Here is a 21,651-nt window from a genome sequence, read left to right on the forward strand (position 1 = left end):
TCCTCTCTGCCATGATCCTTGCCCCTACGCGGCCGCCCCCTTCGGGCCCGCCCTCGGACAAGGATTCTCGGACTCAACCGTACGCGTTCGGCTAACTTCAAGAGGAAAGGCAAAGTGTTCGGATCAACTTGCTAATCAACTCTCCCCTCATACGGCTTCTCAAAGCCTTTAAAAGCCGTTGAAATTGTTGGTGCCGTACCGTGGTTATGGTACAATTTTCCAGTTGCCGTCCCGCCATCCGGCCGTCGCTAAGCGACCTTGGCCGAGGCGGCCCGCGACGGCTGCGCCGCCCGTGCCCGTCCCGCGCGGGACCGCGGCGCGTCCTCACGAAAATACGCACTGAAAAAGGAGCATGTCAGTGGCAAACAAACCTGACCATTACGACGGTTCCGACATCCAGGTCCTCGAGGGCCTGGAGGCGGTCCGCAAGCGTCCGGGCATGTACATCGGCTCGACGGGCCCACGCGGCCTGCATCACCTGGTGTACGAGGTCGTGGACAACGCAGTCGACGAGGCGCTCGCCGGCTACTGCGACACCATCGAGGTGTGGATCCACCCCGACAACTCCATCACGGTCGACGACAACGGGCGCGGCATCCCCGTGGACAAGCACCCCAAGGAGAAGATCCCCACGGTGGAGGTCGTCCTCACCATCCTGCATGCCGGCGGCAAGTTCGGCGGCGAGGGCTACAAGGTGTCCGGCGGCCTGCACGGCGTGGGCGTGTCGGTGGTGAACGCGCTGTCCTCGCGCGTGGAGGTGAGCGTGTTCAAGGAGGGCGTGCAGTACGACATCTCCTTCGACCACGGCAAGACGGCCGAGAAGCTGCGCGAGGTGGGCAAGGTGCGCCGCGGCAACGGCACCACGGTGACGTTCTGGCCCGACCCCACCATCTTCACCGACACCACGGTGTACGACTACGACACGCTGGCCAGCCGCTTCCGCGAGATGGCGTTCTTGAACAAGGGCCTGAAGATCATCCTGCACGACGAGCGCGCGAACCCCGGCAGCACGCTGTCCGACCTCGCGCCCGAGCCGCGCACCGAGGTGTTCCAGTACGCCGGCGGCATCGTGGACTTCGTGAAGTTCCTGAACGAGGGCAAGGAGACGCTGAACAAGCCCATCTACTTCGAGGCCGAGAACGACGACGGCACGGTGGAGGTGGCCATGCAGTGGTCGTCTTCCTATTCCACGAACTCCGTCATGGCCTTCGCTAACAACATCAACACGCACGAGGGCGGCACGCACCTCGACGGCTTCAAGCAGGCCGTCACGCGCACCATCAACGAGTACGCCCGCGCGAAGGGCATCCTCAAGGAGAAGGACTCGAACCTCTCCGGCGACGACACGCGCGAGGGCTGCGCGGCCATCATCTCGGTAAAGCTGCACGACCCGCAGTTCGAGGGCCAGACGAAGACGAAGCTCGGCAACACCGAGATCCGCCCGCTCGTGCAGAACGCGGTGACCCAGGGGCTCGCCGAGTACCTTGAGGAGAACCCGAAGCCGGCCAAGCGCATCATCGACAAGGCCACACAGGCGCTCAAGGCCCGCGAGGCCGCCCGCAAGGCCCGCGAGATGACGCGCCGCAAGGGAGTGCTCGACTCGTTCGCGCTGCCGGGCAAGCTGGCCGACTGCTCGTCCAAGACCCCGGCCGATTCCGAGATATTCATCGTAGAGGGCGACTCCGCAGGCGGCTCGGCCAAGCAGGCCCGCGACCGCAAGACGCAGGCCATCTTGCCCCTGCGCGGCAAGATCTTGAACGTGGAGCGCGCCGGCCTGCACCGCTCGCTCTCCAGCGACACCATCAGCTCGCTCATCACGGCCATCGGCACGAACATCGGCGACGACTTCGACGCCGACCAAGCGCGTTACCACCGCATCATCATCATGACCGATGCCGACGTCGACGGTGCGCATATCCGCTGCCTTCTGCTCACGTTCTTCTACCGCTACATGCCGGAGCTCATCAACCGCGGCTACATCTACATCGCGCAGCCGCCCATCTTCGGCTTGAAGAAGAAGAACTCGCGCAGCCCCAAGATCGAGCGCTACATCTATGACGAGAGCGCGCTCGGATCGGTGCTCGTCGAGTACGACAATCCGGACAAGTTCGACGTCCAGCGCTACAAGGGCCTTGGCGAGATGGACCCCGACCAGCTGTGGGAGACCACGATGGAGCCCGAGACGCGCACGCTTCTGCAGGTGAACATCGACGATGCGGCCGAGGCCGAGCGTGTGGTGAGCGAGCTCATGGGCGACCAGGTGGAGCCCCGCAAGGAGTTCATCCAGAAGCACGCCCGCGACGTCCGGTTCCTGGACATTTAAGGAGAATCTAAGTGGCAGACAACAACGATTCTTTCGACGAGTTCCTCAACCGCGCCGAGGAGGACTTCGACGCGGCGAACGGCGGCGGGGAAGAGGACGACCTGGAAGGCGCCCTCGCCGACGCGGAGGACGCCGAGGCCGACGACGATGCCCCGCGCGGCCCCGGCTCGGTGATCTCCGACGAGATGCGCGCCAAGGCGCTCATCAAGGACGACCTGCCGAGCGCCCATGGCGAGATCGTGGAGGGAGCCAACGGCGGCAACGGCACCATCGTGCGCACGGCGTACCTGGGCAAGGAGATGCAGACGTCGTTCCTGGAGTATTCCATGAGCGTCATCGTGGCCCGCGCCCTGCCGGACGTGCGCGACGGCCTGAAGCCGGTGCACCGCCGCATCCTCTACGCCATGAACGAGAGCGGTTACACGCCCTCGCGCCCGCACATGAAGTCGGCCCGTACCGTGGGCGACGTCATCGGCAAGTACCACCCGCACGGCGACTCGGCGGTGTACGACACCATGGTGCGCCTGGCCCAGCCGTTCTCTATGCGCGTGCCCCTGATCGACGGCCATGGCAACTTCGGCTCCATCGACGGCGACGGCGCGGCGGCCATGCGCTACACCGAGGCGCGCCTCGACAAGGCGGCCATGGAACTGCTCTCTGACCTGGACAAGGAGACGGTCGACTTCCAGCCGAACTACGACGAGAGCCTGGAAGAGCCCGTCGTGCTGCCGGCCCGCTTCCCGAACCTGCTGGTGAACGGCTCGCAGGGCATCGCCGTGGGTATGGCCACGAACATCCCGCCGCACAACCTGCGGGAGACCATCGACGCCACGTGCCTCATGCTCGACAACCCCGACGTCACCACCGAGGAGCTCATGAAGGCGCTCCCCGGCCCCGACTTCCCCACGGGCGGCATCATCATGGGCAAGAAGGGCATCATCGACGCCTACGAGACGGGCCGCGGCTCGCTCACCGTGCGCGCCCGCTGCGAGGTTGAGGAGAAGAAGAACGGCCGCAGCTCCATCATCGTGAAGGAAATCCCCTACATGGTGAACCGCCAGCGCCTGCTTGAGAAGCTGGGCGAGCTCGTGCGCGACAAGAAGCTGCCCGAGATCTCGAACATCCACGACGGCGCCGACCGCCACGGCATCGACATCATCATCGACCTCAAGCAGAACGCCATTCCGCAGGTGGTGCTCAACAAGCTGTACAAGCACACGCAGCTGCAGGTGGGCTTCGGCGCCATCATGCTGTCGCTCGTGGACGGCGTGCCGCGCGTGCTCTCGCTCAAGGAGATGCTGCACTACTACATCGCGCACCAGGAAGACGTCATCGTGCGCCGGACGCGCTACGAGCTGGCGAAGGCCGAGGAACGCGCGCACATCCTCGAGGGCTTGGTGGTCGCACTCGACAATATCGACGAGGTCATCACCATCATTCGCTCCTCGCAGACCGACGCCGAGGCGGCCTCTCGCCTCACCGAGCGCTTCGGGCTGTCGAAGAAGCAGACCGACGCCATCTTGGAGATGAAGCTGCGCCGCCTGACCGGCTTGGAGCGCGGCAAGATCGAGGACGAGCTGGCCGCCCTGCGCGAGAAGATCGACTACTACAAGCGCGTCCTGGGCGACATGACGCTCGTGCGCGAGATCATCAAGGACGAGCTGCAGGAGATCAAGAAGAAGTTCGGCACGCCGCGCAAGACGCTTCTCTCGGCCGACGCCAAGGACATCGACGTGGAGGACCTCATCGCCGACGAGAACATGGTGGTGACGGTGACGAAGGCCGGCTACGTGAAGCGCCTGCCCGTGGCCACCTACCGCCAGCAGAAGCGCGGCGGCAAGGGAATGCAGGGCGTGAACCTGAAGGACAACGACTACGTGGAGCACCTGTTCGTGGCGTCGACGCACGCGTACATGCTGTTCTTCTCCACGGCCGGCAAGGTGTACCGCCTGAAGGTGTACGAGCTTCCCGAGGCATCGCGCCACGCACGCGGCACGGCCATCGTGAACCTGTTGCCGCTGGCGAAGGGGGAGACCATCTCCGCCGTCATTGCCACGAAGGACTTCCCGGCTGACGAGTTCCTCATGTTCGCCACGTCGCACGGCATGGTGAAGAAGACGTCCATGGAGCTGTACGACCGCACGCGCCGCGACGGCCTCATCGCCATCAACCTGAAGGATAACGACGAGCTCATCTCGGTGAAGCGCGTCGCGCCCGGCGAGAAGGTCATCATGGTGTCGAGCGCCGGCAAGGCCATCAAGTGGGACGAGGGCGAGGTGCGCGGCATGGGCCGTGACACCATGGGCGTGCGCGGCATGAACGTGCCGCCTATCGCGCGGGTGCTGGGCATGGAGATTGCCAAGCCCAGGACCGAGTTGTTCGTCATCACCGAGAAGGGCTTCGGCAAGCGCACCCCCGTGAGCGACTACCCCGACCACCATCGCGGCGGCCAGGGCGTGTTCACCATCACCATGACGGAGAAGAAGGGCCTCTTGGCCGCCATGAAGATCGTGGCGCCCGACGAGGAGATCATGATCATGTCCGAGGAGGGCGTGGTCGTGCGCACCCCGGTGTCCGGCATCTCCGAGCTCGGCCGCTCCACGCAGGGCGTCTGCGTGATGAAGGTGGGCGACGGCGACCGTGTGACGGCCGTGGCCATCTCGAGCCGCGCCAAGAAGAAGCGTCCCTCCGGCGAGAAGCCCGGCAACGAGGACGAGGCGACGCTCGACTTGCTGGAAGAGGAGTCCGAGGAGGGCGGCCTCTCCGAGAACGAGATCGACGAGGCTTAAAACCGAGCGATTGATCGTCCGGCGACCTGCAGCCGCGCCCCGCGCGCTTGCAGGCGCCGACCCAGCCGACGGGCCCGCAAGGGCCCGTCGGTCGTTCTTGCTCTGCGGTTCCCCGTTTCCTTCGCTACTCGATTATACTGTCGCTCCATTCCTCATCCTCTTGATCATCCCCTCCCTCCCCCTCCGAATCGTTTTTTCATTCCCCTTATCAGTTCGTCCTCCTAGCAACGCGATTCAATTTATCGAGCACCAACTCCAACTCTCTATTTCGCTTCCCGTATTCTCATCCGTTTCTTTTGTCGCTCATGTTTCAGTCCTTCCTTCCTTCGCGAGGCTCCTCGCTGATCAGGTTCTCGATTTTTCGTTCTCCGCCCTCCCTTTCTGCCTTTTTGCAAAATGTTTCACGTGAAACATTTGGTTATTAATTCAATCAACAAATAACTTTTTGAACTTCGTGAATTAGCGAACGTTCGTACTCATGAATGCGGAAATAATGGATGGGTCAAGTGCCCGTCATGCGGGTGTTGACGTGCCGTATACTGCACGCCTCGTGAATGTGAACACGTCTGCTGGAAGGCAGGCGCTTCGTATGAAAGGGGGGCGGAGAAGCCCATGTCCATTACCGCATTGGCCCAAGGGGCGCGTGGTCGCGCACAGGGAGCCTGGGGGAACGCACAGAACGCGCGACGGCGTGCCGGGGATGCGCGGAGGGCCCGCGCTGGGCGCGCACCGGCCGAGAAGACCTCGTCGGCCGACGTGTTCGTGCTGTCCGTCCCGCTGTTCATCGAGCTGTTCATGCAGATCATGGTAGGCAACGTGAACCAGATGATGCTGGCCCCGCACGGCACCGACCCGGTCGCCGCCGTGGGCAACGCGCTGCAGATACTCAACATCATCACGATCGCGCTGTCGGCCATGGGCACGGCGTCCACCGTGCTGGTCACGCGCGTGCTGGGGAACGCCTCGTCCAAGCGCACGATATCGGAGATCGCCACCGTCGCGCTCGTGGTGAACATGGCCTTGGGCGCCCTCATGACGGCGGTGCTGTTCGCGTTCTGGCCGCAGTTCTTCAGCTGGCTGCACATCGATGCCACGCTGTGGGGCATGGGCTCGTCGTTTTTGCTTATCGTGGGCTCCACCACCATCCTGCAGGGCGCGTTCTTCGCCATCACGGCGCTTCTGCGCAGCTTTGCGCGCGTGGGCGACGTCATGGGGGCCAGCCTGGCCATGAACGCGGTGAACGTCGGCGTGGGCCTTGTGCTGGTGAACGGCCTGGGCGGCGTGCCGGCGCTCGGCGTAGAGGGCACTGCGGCCGCCAACGTGGCGGCACGCGTCGTGGGCCTGGGGCTGGCGGCGTTCATGCTGCTGCGCCACACCGACGTCCGACCGTCGCCGCGGCTGCTGCGCCCGTTCCCGAAAAAGACGCTCAAGAACATGCTGGGCGTGGGCATCCCCTCGTCGGGCGAGCAGATGAACTACGACCTGGCTCAGATCGTCATCCTGTCGTTCATCAACGTGCTCGGTACGACGGTGGTCACGGTGAAGGTGTACTGCTCCATGCTGGCGAGCATCGCCTACCTGTACTCCATAGCGCTGTCGCAGGCGACGCAGATCGTGCTGGGCTACCTGTTCGGCGCAGGTAAGTTCGACATCGTGCGCAGGCGCGTGTGGATGGCCGACCTCATAGCCGCCGTGCTCACCACGGCCGTGTCGCTCACGCTGTGGTGGAACTTCGACGCTGTGGTGGGGCTGCTCACCGCCGACCCGGTCGTGCACGAGCTGGGCCGCCAGATCATGCTGGTGGAAGTGTTTCTGGGAATAGGCCGCAGCCTGAACATTGTCATGGTGCGCGCCCTCATCGCGCTCGGCGACGTGCGCACGCCGGTGACGGTGAACGTGGCGTTCTCGTGGGTGTTCGCAGTGGGCGGCGGCTGGCTGCTGGGCATCGGCTGGGGCTGGGGCCTCGTGGGCATGTGGATAGCCATGTGCATCGACGAGTGGCTGCGCGCCGGCTTCCTCATTGCCACGTTCGCACGCGGCGGTTGGAAGCGGCGGGCGCTCGGCTCCGTCGAAGGGGGAGGGGTAGAGCATACGGGCCCCCGTCGGGAGCGTCCGGCGCCGATCGGTTCCAGCGAGGTTGGCGCGCGCGTGTCTGCGGCTTCCGAGAAGCCCGAACTGCCCCCGACCGAGCCAACGTTCGGCCCTTTCGCGCCGACGCGGGTGAAGCAGGGCGAGATCGTGGGGGTAAACGTCCCGTCGTTCGTGGTGACCACGGCGCTCGACGGCAGCAACTCGGCGTCCGTTCTCGATGACATCGCCTCGTCGTTCTGGTAGGCGAGGCGATGTCGGGTCCCTCCGCCCGCCGTCGGACTGCTACCGCTCGCCCCTTCGGGGCAGCCGTCGGCAGGTCGGCGTTGGGGAGCTACCCTTCGAAATCCTCCGGGGCCAGCTCTTCCAGGAACGTGCGGAAATCGGCGAGCTCGTCTTCCGCGTCCGGCGCGTTCTTGAACACGTAGGGGAACGACGCCCGTTCGAGCACGTCCTCCTCGATGAAGATGGGCGCCTGCTGGCGCAGCGCGAGGGCGATGGCATCGGACGGGCGCGCATCCAGGTCGATCAGACGGTCGTGCTGCTTGAGCGTGAGCCGCGCGAAGAACATGGCGCCCTTCACGTCGTTGATGACCACGTGGTCGACGCGCGCGTCGAGGTTCGTGAGCGCATCGAGGAACAGGTCGTGCGTCATGGGCCGTGCCAAGCGGGCTTTCTCCAAGGCTATCCCCAGTTGGGTGGCCTCGTTCATGCCAACCCAGATGGGAACGATGCGGTACTTTCCGGGCTGCGACGGCTCTTCGATGGGCTGCAGCACGAGAATGGAGGGAGCCGGCGCGGCCGACACGATCAGGGTTTGCACGTTGACGGGTTTCATCGCAGCTCCTCGTTGGCTCGGGTTCGCCGGTACGTCGATCGCCCTCGATTATACCGCGCGCTTGCGATATCGACGGTTGACGAGGAAGGCGTTTTCCTCGCGTGACGGGCCCGTGGCAAACCGTCCGCACGCCGTCGATGCAAGCTGCGTCGACCCTGGCGCCCCGATGGTCTGGACGGGCAGGGAAGATAGCGCCGCCGTGGGCTCCTTCGGCTTTCGGGAAGTTCAAACGAGCGCATCGCCAGGGCAACCTTTTGAAATTCCTTGCGAAAAGTGCTTGACCAAACCGTTGATTCTGGGTTACAGTATCCAGGCACTTTTTTACGGGCCCGTAGCTCAGTTGGTTAGAGCGCACGCCTGATAAGCGTGAGGTCGCTGGTTCAAATCCATTCGGGCCCACCACTTTTTGCGATAAACGCTCCACCGTGAGCCGAGTTAGCCGGTGGAGCGTTTATTATTTTCCGAAGAAAGTGCCGTTTCCCTTTTCGCCAAGGCTCGTTCCGAGGCGGCAGGCGCGAGACGAAGAACGGGGCATTAGCTCAGCTGGGAGAGCGACGGCTTTGCAAGCCGTAGGTCAGGGGTTCGATCCCCCTATGCTCCACCATAACATCCAACGGCCGCGAGGCCGTTTCTTTTTTTTCCTCAACCGAACACCAGCAGGTGGACCATGCCCAGCACGGCGATATGGGCCGGGTAGTAGGCGTAGAAGAACCATTTCATGGGAAGGCCGCGCCGTCCGCGGTAAGAGTAGAGCAGCGGGATGGTTGCAGGACAGCCAACGAGCGGGTAGAGGACGAAGGGGAGCAGCGACCAGTCGCCGCCTGCCGCAACGGCGCTCGCAAGCTTGCCGAGCAGGGGAAGGCCCTCGGCCACGGCAACCAGCAGAACCGGTGCGGCAACGGCGCCGAGCGGCGTGCGCAGCAAGGCGGGCACCGCGTCGTCGGCAGTCTGGTAGGTCGCGCGGGAGGAACCTGCATCGGCAGGTGCGGCCGCGCTGGGAGCTGCACCGGGTGCCGAGTCCGCCTGGGCGGATCGGCACCCGCGCAGGCACGGGCCGGCGCCGAGCTTCTTGAACAGCACGATCACAACCACGCCGACGAAGCCCCAATCGCACGCCAGGCTGGCCAGCGCTCCCGCTGCGGTTACGGCCCAGAACGCGCCGCGACTGCGCACATGCTCGTCGGCGTACAGCACGCCCAGGCCTATGAGCAGCGTGAACAGCACGTTGATGTTGTCATCGAGGAACAGGCCGTAGGGGATCTGGGATACCAATGCGAACGCCCCGAGCCGGAACGCGTACCGCTTGACGTTGGACGTGCGGCGGTATCCCTCGACCAGCAGGAAGGCCATGACGGGAAACGTGAGGCCGCCCAATCCGATGAGCACGCATGACGCCCAGAAAGGAAGCTCGTTGGCGAAGAGATAGCCCGCATGGTTCGCGGTCATGCCGACGATGGCAACCGCCTTGAGCGCGAACGACGACAACCCGCCGGTTCCGGCACATGCCGCCCCTCGTTCGCTGCCTGCCATCGGTTCGCCTCCGTCTCCGCGGCTGTTTCGCGCACCTGCCGGTGCAGGGCATCGATTATACTGCATCCCATGAACCTGCCCGCCTTACGCCGCCGTCATCTTCTTGCGTACATCGTCGTCTCCTGTGCGTTGGCCGTCGCGTGCCTGAACGTCGTGCCCGGCGGCTCGTTGGGCGCCGTTGTCGTGCAGACGGCCGCAGCCGGAGTCGCCGTTATCGTGGTGCTCGCGCTGTTCGATCCGGCGGCCTTGAAAAGCAGGCATCCCGTACCGAGAAACGCTCGCGGCGCCTTCCTCATGTGCGCCGGTGTACTGGCCATCGCCCTTGCGGCGGGGCTTGCGACGGTCGGCCTTGCAGGGGCGGAGGCCGGGATAAAGCCTCCCGGTTCTGCGGATATCGCCTTGTTCCTGATCCTTTGCCTGCTCACCGGTGTGTTCGAGGAGGCGTTGTTCCGTGGCGTCCTGTTCCGCAGCTTCGCGGAGGTGCTGGAAGGGACGGGAACCTACCGCCCGCTGCTCGTCGCAGCAGCGGCATCGGCGGCGATTTTCGGCATCCTGCATGTTTCAGGAACCGCCGCTCCGCCAGTCGATGCCGTCTCCCTCGTCCAGCTTGCGGGCAAACCGGTGCAGGCGGCCTTGTTCGGCGTCATCATGGCGGGCGTGTACGCGCAGTCGGGAAACCTGTGGTTGGCCGTAGGCGCGCATGCGGCGCTCAATGCCCTGTCCGAGCTGCCGTCGTTCGCGACGAGCGGCCTGCTGGTGGAAACCTATGTGACGGGCAGCCCCGCCGACCTGGCCGTGCTGCTGGGAACGATCGCACTGTTCGTTCCGCTTGCCGCCGTTGCAGCGCGCGGCCTGGCACGAGCCGGTCGGCTGGCTTGACCCTGCCGCAAACCTTCGCCCGCGTGCATTCTGTGACGCCCCTTGCCGCGCCCCGGCTTCTCATGCCGACGTGGTACTATACTTCTTCGGCAAACGAACGCGCGAGCAGCGCGCCATCACGATTCTGCGGGGAGTTATGAACCGGACGGAAGCACTGCGCATCTTGGGACTCGACGAGGATGCCACCCTCGCCGACATCAAGACGGCATACAAGGAGACGGCGCAGATCCTGCATCCCGACCGCTTCGCCACGAACAAGAAGCTCCAGGACCGCGCCACCGAGCAGTTCAAGAACCTCCAAGAGGCATACGAGTACCTGACCAGCGGGAAAGGCTCGCGAACGAAGGCCGGTCGCGCCGCCTCCGCAACGCGCGCCTATGGGCCGGGCGGCCAGGCCGAGGCGCGCCTCGCCGGCATCGCCGCAGCCCGCACGCAGCTGGTGCACCAGCGCGACGTCGTGTACGACGAGCGCCGCAACGGTCTGGTCATGGCGGGGATCGGCGCGGTGGTGGCCATCCTCTTCCGCAAACCGGGGCCGCTGCTCATCTTGGCCACGGCAGGCGTGACGGCCGTGATGTGGGGAATCATCCAGGCTGTCGGCGCCCAGCGCACCATCGGCACGCTCAACGAGCACATCGACGAGCTCAAGGCAGAGCAGCGCCGCCTGGAAAGCGAGCTTGAGGACTTGGAGTAGCCTCGCCGCCTGCCTGCTCTGCGTCGATACGTCGTCGCTCGGCGCACCTGCAAGGGAACCATCGCGGCCCCGCGCCGCGCAACCGATACCGAGAGAAGAAGGAACAGCGTGAAACAAGAGAACCTCCGCAACATCGCCATCATCGCCCACGTCGACCACGGCAAGACCACGCTCGTGGACCGGCTGCTGTACACGAGCGGCGTTTTCCGCGAGAACCAGCAGGTGGACGAGCGCGTGCTCGACAGCAACGACCAGGAGCGCGAGCGCGGCATCACCATCCTGTCGAAGAACATCTCCGTCACCTACAACGGCGTGAAGATCAACGTCATCGACACGCCGGGCCACGCCGACTTCGGCGGCGAGGTGGAGCGCGTGCTCAACATGGCCGACGGTGCCCTGCTCATCGTGGACGCGTTCGAGGGCCCCATGCCCCAGACGCGGTTCGTGCTGAAGCACGCGCTGTCGCTCGGCCTGCGCATCGTGCTCGTGGTGAACAAGATCGACCGCCCCGGCGCCCGTCCCGAGGAAGTGGTGGACGAGGTGTTCGACCTCATGGTGGAGCTCGAGGCGTCCGACGAGCAGCTCGACTTCCCCATCATCTACGCCAGCGCCGTGAACGGCTACGCGCGCTTCGCCCCTGACGACGACAACATGGACATGCTGCCCTTGCTGGAGACCATCCTGAAGGAGATCCCGGCACCCGACTGCGAGCCGAACGGCCCGGTGGCGCTGCAGATCTGCACGGTCGACCACTCGAGCTTCGTCGGCCGCATCGGCGTGGGCCGCCTGTTCAGCGGCACTATCCACAAGAACGAGCAGGCGCTGGTCATCAAGAACGACAACACGCGCTACAACACCGTCATCAAGGACGTGTTCACGTTCGAGGAGCTGGGCAAGAAGAAACAGCAGGAAGTGCACGCGGGCGACATCGTGGCCGTGGTGGGCGTGGAGGACGCCGACATCGGCGACATGGTCACGAGCCGCGAGAACCCGGTGCGCCTCGACCCCATCGAGGTCGAGGAGCCCACGATGGCCGTCGTGTTCGAGGCGTCCACCAGCCCGCTCATCGGCCGCGAGGGAGACATCGTGGGCGCGCGCCAGCTGAAGGAGCGCCTCATGCGCGAGGCGGAGAGCAACATCTCCATGCGCATCGAGGAGCTGGAGGACAAGTCCGGCGTGGAGGTGGCCGGGCGCGGCGTGCTGCACCTGTCCGTGCTCATGGAGACGATGCGCCGCGAGGGCTTCGAGTTCCAGGTGGGTCGCCCGCGCGTGCTCATCAAGAAGGACGAGCAGGGCCGCAAGCTCGAGCCCATCGAGGAGGCCACGGTCGACGTGCCCAGCGAGTACGCGGGCAAGGCCATCGAGGTGTTCGGCAGCGCCGGCGGCGAGATGGCCGACATGTTCCAGCGCGGCGACCAGACGCACCTCGTGTTCAAGATCCCCACGCGCGGCACCATGGGCCTGCGCACCCGCCTTTTGAACGTCACGCGTGGCGAGGCAACCATGTTCCACCACTTCAGCGAGTACGGCGCCTACCGCGGCGACTTCAACGGCCGCAAGAACGGCTCCATGATCAGCATGTCCACCGAAAAATCGGTGGCCTATGCGCTCGACACGCTGCAGGAGCGCGGCAAGCTGTTCGTGGGCCCGGGCGAGGACTGCTACGAGGGCATGATCGTGGGCGAGAGCGCGAAGGAAGGCGACATGGTCGTCAACATCGCGAAGTCGAAGCAGCTGGGCAACCAGCGCTCGAGCGGCGCCGACAAGGCCATCCAGCTCACGCCGCCGCAGACGTTCACCTTGGAGGAGGCGCTGGAGTACATCGAGGACGACGAGCTGGTGGAGGTCACGCCGAAGAGCATCCGCCTGCGCAAGCGCATCCTGAGCTCCATCGAGCGCAAGAAGGCCAACAAGAACTAGCAGGCTTCCGCAGGTTCTGTATTTGCCTCGGCAAGAAGCACCTCCGCGTCAGCGTCGGGGGTGCTTCTTCATATAGAGCCTCGTCCATGCTTCGTGAAGCGAAAGTGGGTATATTGTGCATCGCTGCGGTGGCAATTGCCGCGTGTGCGAAAATACCGCTCAGTAACTTACATCATGCACGGCAGCAGCGGCAGCCGGCATGTCGAGGGAAGGGTCCTATGAAGACTGCTAACATCATGAAGGCCGTGTGCGTTGCCGGGTTGGCAGCCACGTGCGTATGGGGCCTGGCGGCCTGTGCGGACGGCGCCTCCGCTTCCGGCACGAAGACCTACACCGGCGGCGTGGCGGCCACGGTCAACGGCACGGAGATTCCCGAGGACGAGGTCACGGGCATGGTCGAGAGCATCCGCTCCCAGATGAGCATGACCGATGCCGATACCTGGGGCCAGTGGCTCGCCGACAACGCCATGACGCCCGAGTCCGTCCGCGAGGAGATGATCGATTCGTTCGCGCAGCAGGAGCTCATCAAGCAGGGCGCGAAGGAGAAGAACATCAGCGTCGAGAGCTCCGAGATCGACGACATCGTGAACAAGACGAAGGCGAACTACGAGGACGACGAGAAGTGGAAGGCCGCCCTCGAGCAGGCCGGCTTCACCGAGGAGAAGTACCGCGAGAACGTTGAGAGCCAGCTCTTGCAGAAGAAGCTGACCGAGTCGTTTGCCTCCGACGAGGAGCCCAGCCAGGAGGACCTGCTGAAGTACGCGCAGATGTACGCCTCCGCCTACGACGGAGCGAAGCGTTCCTCGCACATCCTGTTCGACAGCGGCGACGAGGCCACGGCCCAGAGCGTGCTCGACCAGATCAACAGCGGCCAGCTGGACTTCGCCGAGGCTGCCAAGCAGTACTCCAAGGACAACGCGGAAGGCACCGGCGGCAGCGCCGCGAAGGGCGGCGACGTGGGCTGGGACAAGCTGAGCAGCTTCGTGACCGAGTACACGGATGCCTTGGCCGGCCTTGAGAAGGATCAGGTCAGCGGCTTGGTTACGAGCCAGTACGGCATCCATATCATCAAGTGCACCGACGTGTTCAACGCGCCGAAGGTCGTCGGCGAGGACGGCACCGAGACGGTGGAGCTCACGAGCACCGACCAGATCCCCGTCGAGTTCCTTGACAGCGTGAAGGAATCCCTCAAGCAGCAGAACCAGAGCACGGCGGTCCAGGAGTGGTTCAACGAGTACAAGGAGAATGCCGACATCCAGATCAACCCGATGCCGGAGGGCCTGCCCTACGCCGTCGACATGTCGAAGTACACGCCGGCCGAGGGGTCGACGGGCGCCGAGCAGAACGCTGCCGGCGACAATGCCGACGGCAGCGCCGAGGGCACGACGGACGGTTCCGCCGACAACGGCAGTTCGGCCGATGCTGCCGATGGGAGCGATGCGGCGGGCAACGCCGACGGCTCTGCCGACAATGCGGCCGGCGACCAGCCCGCAGAAGGCGGTGACGGCGCGAGCCAGCAGCCTGCCGAGGCGGCATAGCAGCCCGGCTGCACGGTGCAGGTGCGCAAACCATTATCAACGGCGGGAGCCCTGCGGGGCGCCCGCCGTTTCTCTTTCCCGGTCCCATCTTCCTTGCGTGGTATTCGCGGTATTCCCGCCTCGAGCGCCCCTCCGGTTGCCCCACCGGATATCCACCCTCGGCCACTTCGGCAGTGTTTCACGTGAAACACTGCTTCTGAACAGGAGCGATAAAACGAACATGAGCCTCACCCCGCCCCCTTTCCTTCAACTGCGCAACGCCGTCGTGCGCCGAGCCGGGCGCGTCATCCTGACGGTCGACGCGTTCGAGCTCGCGTGCGGCGAGAACATCGCCCTGCTCGGGCCGAACGGGTCGGGCAAGTCGACGTTCGTGAAGCTTGTCACGCGCGAGATGCTGCCGCTGCACCGCGACGAGCCGCCCGTGCTCTTCAAAGGTTGCGACCGCGCAACGCTCGCCGAAGTAAAGCGCAGCCTGGGCGTGGTGTCGTCTACCATGCAGGAGCAGATGACCGTGCACCTGCCGGCCGTGGACATCGTGGCCGGCGGCCTGTACGGCGCCCTCGGCATCCCGCAGGCCGTTGTCGCTGCCGACGCCGACGCCGCCCGCGACCGGGCGCTCGCTACCATGGGGCTGCTCGGCATCGCCGACCTTGCCGCCCGCGACGCCATGACGCTCTCCACCGGCCAGGCGCGCCGCGCGCTCATCGCCCGCGCGCTCGTGCGCGATCCCGAGGCCCTCGTTCTCGACGAGCCCTGCACCGGCCTCGACCCCGAGGGCATGTTCTACGTGCGCCGCAGCATGCGCGCGCTGGCCCAGGCGGGGAAGTCCATCGTTCTGGTGACGCACTATCCCGAGGACGTCATCCCCGAGATCACCCGCCTCGTGCTCGTGAAGGACGGCGCCGTGTTCGCCGATGGCCCGAAGGAGCACCTGCTCTCCGACGATACTATGAGCGCGCTGTTCGGCGTTCCCCTGCGCGTGAAGCGCACGGCGGTCCCCGCCCTCGCGAAAAATGCCGAAGAGGATGCCTATTTCTCGCTTGTGAGCGCCTATTAGCTGTTGTATACTACGTAGCTGCTGCACGTCCGCGCCCAGCGCGAGCATGCATGTTTCGGACGAGCGGAGAGATGACCGAGAGGCCGAAGGTGCACGATTGGAAATCGTGTGTGCGCCAAAAGCGTACCTAGGGTTCGAATCCCTATCTCTCCGCCAGCTTATTCCCGCGCCCCTGAGGCGCGTTTCATACGGGGCCAGGCCCCGCACCCCAAAGCGGAGGGGTGGCAGAGTGGTTGAATGCGGCGGTCTCGAAAACCGTTTTACCCGTAACCCGGGTAACGAGGGTTCGAATCCCTCCTCCTCCGCCAGTTTTCCAGATGAAGCGCCTCCGGGCGCTTTTTTCATCTCCTCGTGCACGTCCCCCTTAACGTCTTCTTAACGTTGCGCGCCGCTCCTTAACGGCGCGCTAATCCGCGCAACCTTATCGTTTTCCTAGTTTGCAAAGGTGCCGCTGCGGCGGCCTGGAAACGAGGAAGGAAGACGATGGACTACGTAACCGCCGTCGTTGGAGGGTTGAGCGTCATCGTGGCGTTCTACCTGTTCTACGTTCTGCTTCGAGGGGGTGACGAGCGGTGATGGACGAGTTGCTGGAATACGGCATCTACCTTGCCCTGCTCGTGGCGCTCGCCATCCCGCTGTCGGGCTATATCAACAAGGTCATGGCCGGCGAGAGGGTGGCCGTGCTCTCGCGCGTGCTCGTGCCGGTGGAGAACGTGGTGTACCGGTGCATCCGCGTCGACCGTGCCGACGTCATGGGCTGGAAACGCTACCTGATAAGCGCCCTGGTGTTCTCGGCGCTCTCGTTGGCAGGCCTGTTCGCCATCCTCATGCTGCAGGGCGTGCTGCCGGGCAATCCCGAGGGGTTGCCCGGCCTCACATGGGATCTCGCGTTCAACACGGCGGCCAGCTTCGTGACGAACACGAACTGGCAGGCCTATAGCGGCGAGAGCGCACTCAGCTACTTCTCCCAGGCCATCGGCCTGACCGTGCAGAACTTCGTCACGCCGGCCGTGGGCATGGCCGTGCTGTTCGCGTTGTTCCGCGGGTTGGTGAGCGAAGGAGGCCCTGGCTTGGGCAACTTCTTCGTCGACGCGACGCGCGCCGTGCTGTTCGTGCTCATCCCGCTCGCGCTCGTCGTGACCGTGGTGGACGTGTGGCAGGGCTCGCCGCAGAACGTGTCCGAGTATCAGGAGGTTCAGCTGCTGGAACCGGTTGGCATCGATTCGGAGGGCGAGGTGGTAGAAGCCGACGATCCGGCAGCCGTGCAGGTGATCGACGAGGGCGTGGTTCCCATGGGCCCGCAGGCCAGCCAGGTTGCCATCAAGCAGCTCGGCACGAACGGCGGAGGCTATAACGGCGTGAACTCGGCAAGCGCCCTGGAGAACCCCACGCCCCTCACGAACCTGGTGCAGTGCATCTCGCTTTTGCTCATCCCGTTCGCGCTCGTGTTCAGCTTCGGCCGTTTCGTGGCCGATCGGCGGCAGGGGCGGGCTATCTTCGCGGCCATGTTCATAGTGCTGGTGGCAAGCTTGGCGGTGATAGCCTTCTTCGAGCAGGTTGGAACGCCTCAGCTTGCGGCCGACGGCTCGGTGTACATGGGCACGTACGACCAGTCCGGCGGCAACATGGAGGGCAAGGAGGCACGTTTCGGCGTGACCGATTCCTCCCTCTGGGCCGCATTCACCACAGCCGCATCGAACGGCTCGGTCAACTCCATGCATGACAGCTACACGCCCATCGGCGGCATGGTGCCCATCATCCTCATGGGATTGGGCGAGATCATCGGCGGCGGTATCGGCTGCGGCTTGTACGGCATGATCGGTTTCGTCATCCTCACCGTGTTCATCGCGGGGCTGATGGTGGGCCGCACGCCCGAGTACCTGGGCAAGAAGATCGGGCCCAGGGAAATGCGCATGGCCACCATCCTGTGCATCACCACGCCCATGGTCCTTCTTATAGGTGCGGCCGTCATGTGCCTCGATCCGGCGACGGTGGATAGCCTGAACAACTCGGGCGCCCATGGGTTCTCTGAAGTTCTTTACGCCGCCACGTCGGCGGGCGGAAACAACGGATCGGCTTTCGCGGGCTTCAACGGCAACACGCCGATGATCAACGTCGTGCTGGGTTTTGAAATGCTGGCGAACCGCTTCATCCCGCTTGCGGCCACGCTCGTGCTGGCCGGCAGCTTGTGCACGCGGCCGAAGGTGGCGGTGAGCGCGGGCACGCTCTCCACGAGCAATGCGATGTTCGTGTTCCTGCTGATTCTCATCGTGCTGCTGGTCGGCGCCCTGTCGATGTTCCCGGCGCTGGCGCTGGGTCCGATAGCCGAGCAGCTTCACATGGTGCTTTAGGGAAGGCGGGCGAAAAAGAAATGACAACGGCAACTATGAGGAACAATGAAATGAACCATTTGGCGAAGCGCGCCGTGCGCGACTCCTTCGTGAAGCTTGCCCCCCGCGAGCAGGCGAAGAACCCCGTTATGCTCATGGTGTACCTGTCGGCCATCCTGACGCTCGCCCTGTTCGTGCTGTCGCTGTTCGGCATCACGGACTCGCAGCCCGGCTTCATCATTTCCATCTCGGCGGTGCTCTGGCTCACGGTGCTGTTCGCGAACTTCGCGGAGGCGCTCGCCGAGGGCCGCGGCAAGGCGCAGGCCGACTCGCTGCGCGCCGCCAAGCGCGATGTGCCCGCGCACAAGCTCAACGAGGGCCTGGTGGCGAAGGGCCATCACGTGGACGATCCGGCTGAGTTCTTCCGCCTGCAGGCCGACGAGGTGAGTTCGGCGGTTCTGAAGAAGAAGGACCTGTTCTACGTGGCGGCAGGCGAGCAGATCCCCGCCGATGGCGAGATCGTCATGGGCGCCGCATCGGTGGACGAGAGCGCCATCACCGGCGAGTCGGCCCCGGTCATCCGCGAGTCCGGCGGCGACCGCTCCGCCGTCACGGGAGGCACCACCGTGCTTTCCGACTGGCTGGTGGTGCGCGTGACCGCCGACGCGGGCCATAGCTTCCTCGACCAGATGATCGCCATGGTGGAGTCGGCCACCCGCAAGAAGACCCCGAACGAGATCGCGCTCGAGATACTGCTCGTGGCGCTGACCATCGTGTTCCTGATCGTGTCGGTGTCGCTGTTCGCGTTCAGCGGCTTCAGCGCCAACCAGGAGGGCATTGCGAACCCCACCACCATCACCTCGCTCGTGGCGCTGTTCGTGTGCCTGGCGCCCACCACCATCGGCGCGCTGCTGTCGGCTATCGGCATAGCCGGCATGAGCCGCCTGAACCGGGCGAACGTGCTGGCCATGAGCGGCCGCGCCGTGGAGGCCGCGGGTGACGTGGACGTGCTTTTGCTGGACAAGACGGGCACCATCACGCTGGGCAACCGGCAGGCCGCCGAGTTCATACCGGTGGACGGTGCCGCCGAGCACGACCTGGCCGATGCCGCGCAGCTGGCCAGCCTTACCGACGAGACGCCCGAGGGCCGCAGCGTCGTGGTGCTGGCGAAGGAGCGCTTCGGCATCCGCGGCCGCGAGCTCGAGGGCTCGGGCATGGTCAGCATCCCGTTCACCGCGCAGACGCGCATGAGCGGCGTAGATTTCGAGGGCCACGAGATCCGGAAGGGGGCGGCCGATGCCGTCAAGGATTATGTGGAGTCGCACGGCGGCACGTACAGCAGCGAATGCGCCGCAGTCGTTGCGGATGTCTCGCGCGCAGGCGGCACTCCGCTACTTGTTGCTCGCGATCATCGTATTCTGGGCGTCATCCATCTGAAGGACATCGTGAAGCAGGGCATCAAGGAGAACTTCGCCGACCTGCGCACCATGGGCATCAAGACCGTCATGATAACGGGCGACAACCCCATGACGGCCGCCGCCATCGCGGCCGAGGCCGGCGTGGACGACTTCATCGCCGAGGCCACGCCCGAGACGAAGCTGGCCGCCATCCGCCAGTACCAGGCCGAGGGGCATATGGTGGCCATGACGGGCGACGGCACGAACGACGCGCCGGCGCTCGCGCAGGCCGATGTGGCCGTGGCCATGAACAGCGGCACCCAGGCGGCGAAGGAGGCCGGCAACATGGTCGACCTTGATTCCTCGCCCACGAAGCTCATCGACGTCGTGCGCATCGGCAAGCAGCTGCTCATGACGCGCGGTTCGTTGACCACGTTTTCTATAGCGAACGACCTGGCGAAGTACTTCGCCATCGTGCCCGCGCTGTTCGTGCCGCTGTATCCTCAGCTCGAGGCGCTGAACATCATGCACCTCACGAACCCCTACACGGCTATCATGGCGGCCATCATCTACAACGCTCTCATCATCGTGGCGCTCATCCCGTTGGCGCTCAAGGGGGTGAAGTACCGCGAGGCATCGTCGCAAAGCCTGCTTTCCCGCAACCTGCTGGTATACGGACTGGGCGGCATCGTCCTCCCCTTCGTTGCTATCAAGCTGCTCGACATGATGTTGACGGCTTTGGGCGTGGCGTAAGGCAACGAATGCCCGGCCGCGTTTCGAGCGCAATGAAAAAACGGTTGCCGTTATTGAGATGCACTCTCGGTAACGGCAACCAAAAAACGACTGAACGACCATGCGAAAAACGAGCTTCGGAATGAAGAAAGGATGCGAAGCAATGAGGCAAGCGAAAATCTGGGGAAGCGCAGCGCTCTTCTTCCTCGTAACAACCATATTGTGCGGCGTGGTTTACACGGCTGTGTGCACGGGTGTCGCGCAGCTCTTCTTCCCTTATCAGGCAAACGGTTCCATCATAGAAGTCGATGGGACGAAATACGGCAGCGAGCTTGTTGGCCAGGAGTTCCATGACCAGAATCATATGTGGGGCCGGCTCACGAACGCGAACGTCTCCACGTTTACCGACGACGAGGGAAACCCCGTCATGTGGTACGGCCCGTCGAGCCTTAGTCCCGCGAGCGACGATTTCGCCGCTACGGTGCAGGCCCGCATCGACGAGATCCACGCAGCCCATCCCGAGAAGGGCGACGAGCCCATCCCCAGCGACCTCGTCACGAACTCCGGCAGCGGCTTCGACCCCCATATCTCCCCGGCTGCCGCCGAGTACCAGGTGGAGCGGTTGGCGAAGAACACCGGCAAGACGCCTTCCGAGATCCGCGCCATCATCGAGCAGTGCACCGAGCAGCCCCAGTTCGGCATTCTCGGCGATGCCCGCGTGAACGTCCTCAAGGTGAACCTCATGCTCGACGGCATCCTGCAGTAGCCGCTTTCCCCGCCCTGCAACCGGCCAAGTTGTCCGGATGTTTCACGTGAAACATCCGGAGGCGGGAAACGTCCTGAATAACGGCCGCGTATCAATATTTGAAGATACGCCGAATAACCCGCCGTCCGCGAGCGAGGGCTCGTCGGGAAGCCCTACACTGGACGGCAACGGAAAAAGCAAGGGCCGTAAGCGGGCCGCCTGCACGAGCAGGCAGGCAGCGGCGGCCGGTTGAAAGGACGAGGCCATGCCCGATCGCGTAGTGGAGAGCTCGGACGTAGAAGTGCCCGAGATTCCCGAGATCCTGGAAAAGGTGCTGCTCTTCTCGCTGGAAGAGGCGAAGGAGAAGATGACGCAGGGAGCCGACGTGGTGCCGTTCACCGCGCTCGTGGTGAAGGAGAACCTGTTCTTGGAGAACCACCCGGGCGAGTCGGCGGACGAATGCTTCGCCTTCGCGCGCCACACGGTGGAGAATGCCCGCGGCGCCGAGGCGTACGCGCTGTGCTATGACGGCTACGTCGAGGTCGACGACGAGACGAAGGACGCGCTCATCGCCGAGGGCGGCATTCCCGGCGAGGACGAGGGCATGGCCGTTGGCTTCCTCTACACGATGAGCGAAGACGGCGAGCCCACGTTCGAGGAGGAGCCGGCCTACATCGGCGAGGCGCCTAACTTCATGAGCGGCCTCAAGGAGGCCGACCAGTACGACGAGGACGAGATCGACGAGAAGTATCTCGACGACGAAGAGGACCTCGAGGAAGAGGCCGAGTAAC

At 64.6% G+C, this 21,651-nt stretch carries 14 protein-coding genes and 4 tRNA genes; 16 read left to right on the top strand and 2 right to left on the bottom strand.

Translation table 11 applies throughout. From position 1 onward, the window contains the following. The first annotated feature begins 352 nt into the window (after window positions 1-352). The 3 genes from gyrB to C1877_RS00015 all read left to right on the top strand — a co-directional run bounded on the left by gyrB (window position 353) and on the right by C1877_RS00015 (window position 7,446). Complete coding sequence (gene gyrB / locus C1877_RS00005) at window positions 353-2,323, top strand: DNA topoisomerase (ATP-hydrolyzing) subunit B (protein WP_220149878.1); 1,971 nt, start codon at window positions 353-355, stop codon at window positions 2,321-2,323. Window positions 2,324-2,334: 11 nt separating this feature from the next. After that, the gene (gyrA, locus tag C1877_RS00010; RefSeq protein WP_041239168.1) at window positions 2,335-5,112 is read left to right on the top strand and encodes a DNA gyrase subunit A; all 2,778 of its coding nucleotides are present in this window, start codon (window positions 2,335-2,337) and stop codon (window positions 5,110-5,112) included. A 612-nt stretch (window positions 5,113-5,724) separates the two neighbouring features. Continuing rightward, window positions 5,725-7,446 (top strand): MATE family efflux transporter, encoded by a 1,722-nt coding sequence (locus tag C1877_RS00015; protein ID WP_114568050.1) that lies wholly within the window; start codon window positions 5,725-5,727, stop codon window positions 7,444-7,446. A gap of 88 nt (window positions 7,447-7,534) precedes the next feature. Here C1877_RS00015 and C1877_RS00020 read toward each other — a convergent pair whose 3' ends face one another. Beyond that, on the bottom strand, window positions 7,535-8,038 hold the full coding sequence (locus C1877_RS00020) for a bifunctional nuclease family protein (protein ID WP_015539272.1): 504 nt from the start codon (window positions 8,036-8,038) through the stop codon (window positions 7,535-7,537). 325 nt (window positions 8,039-8,363) lie between these two features. Here C1877_RS00020 and C1877_RS00025 point away from each other — a divergent pair. After that, window positions 8,364-8,440: transfer RNA gene (locus C1877_RS00025), tRNA-Ile, on the top strand. A 126-nt stretch (window positions 8,441-8,566) separates the two neighbouring features. After that, window positions 8,567-8,642 (top strand) — tRNA-Ala (locus C1877_RS00030). 38 nt (window positions 8,643-8,680) lie between these two features. Here the strand turns inward: C1877_RS00030 and C1877_RS15530 are convergent. Further along, entirely contained in the window at window positions 8,681-9,568 is an 888-nt protein-coding gene (locus C1877_RS15530) for a TraX family protein (protein WP_049784029.1), read from the bottom strand. Window positions 9,569-9,637: 69 nt separating this feature from the next. Here C1877_RS15530 and C1877_RS00040 point away from each other — a divergent pair, with 69 nt between their 5' ends. The 11 genes from C1877_RS00040 (at window position 9,638) to C1877_RS00090 (ending at window position 21,650) form a co-directional block, all read left to right on the top strand. Then, window positions 9,638-10,447 carry a CPBP family intramembrane glutamic endopeptidase gene (locus C1877_RS00040; protein WP_015539271.1) on the top strand — a complete coding sequence of 270 codons (810 nt, stop codon included), beginning with the start codon at window positions 9,638-9,640 and terminating at the stop codon, window positions 10,445-10,447. A 136-nt stretch (window positions 10,448-10,583) separates the two neighbouring features. Beyond that, window positions 10,584-11,141, top strand: coding sequence for a J domain-containing protein (locus tag C1877_RS00045; RefSeq protein ID WP_114568051.1), 558 nt, complete (start codon window positions 10,584-10,586; stop codon window positions 11,139-11,141). 108 nt (window positions 11,142-11,249) lie between these two features. After that, window positions 11,250-13,061 (top strand): translational GTPase TypA, encoded by a 1,812-nt coding sequence (gene typA, locus C1877_RS00050; protein ID WP_041239166.1) that lies wholly within the window; start codon window positions 11,250-11,252, stop codon window positions 13,059-13,061. 218 nt (window positions 13,062-13,279) lie between these two features. Further along, window positions 13,280-14,599, top strand: coding sequence for a peptidylprolyl isomerase (locus C1877_RS00055; protein WP_015539270.1), 1,320 nt, complete (start codon window positions 13,280-13,282; stop codon window positions 14,597-14,599). A gap of 220 nt (window positions 14,600-14,819) precedes the next feature. After that, window positions 14,820-15,656, top strand: a complete 837-nt coding sequence (locus C1877_RS00060; protein WP_114568052.1) for an ABC transporter ATP-binding protein — start codon at window positions 14,820-14,822, stop codon at window positions 15,654-15,656. A 65-nt stretch (window positions 15,657-15,721) separates the two neighbouring features. Continuing rightward, a tRNA-Ser gene (locus tag C1877_RS00065) sits at window positions 15,722-15,812 on the top strand. A 59-nt stretch (window positions 15,813-15,871) separates the two neighbouring features. Further along, window positions 15,872-15,964, top strand: a tRNA-Ser gene (locus tag C1877_RS00070). Window positions 15,965-16,231: 267 nt separating this feature from the next. Then, window positions 16,232-18,007, top strand: a complete 1,776-nt coding sequence (gene kdpA, locus C1877_RS00075; RefSeq protein ID WP_015539268.1) for a potassium-transporting ATPase subunit KdpA — start codon at window positions 16,232-16,234, stop codon at window positions 18,005-18,007. Window positions 18,008-18,057: 50 nt separating this feature from the next. Beyond that, window positions 18,058-20,136, top strand: coding sequence for a potassium-transporting ATPase subunit KdpB (gene kdpB, locus C1877_RS00080; protein WP_173014800.1), 2,079 nt, complete (start codon window positions 18,058-18,060; stop codon window positions 20,134-20,136). Window positions 20,137-20,278: 142 nt separating this feature from the next. Next, window positions 20,279-20,881 (top strand): potassium-transporting ATPase subunit C, encoded by a 603-nt coding sequence (locus C1877_RS00085; protein ID WP_041240156.1) that lies wholly within the window; start codon window positions 20,279-20,281, stop codon window positions 20,879-20,881. 244 nt (window positions 20,882-21,125) lie between these two features. Further along, window positions 21,126-21,650: a hypothetical protein gene (locus C1877_RS00090; protein ID WP_015539265.1), complete on the top strand. Its 525-nt coding sequence runs from the start codon at window positions 21,126-21,128 to the stop codon at window positions 21,648-21,650. Window position 21,651 lies beyond the last annotated feature (1 nt).

The organism is Gordonibacter pamelaeae, from assembly GCF_003340385.1.
GTDB lineage: Bacteria > Actinomycetota > Coriobacteriia > Coriobacteriales > Eggerthellaceae > Gordonibacter > Gordonibacter pamelaeae.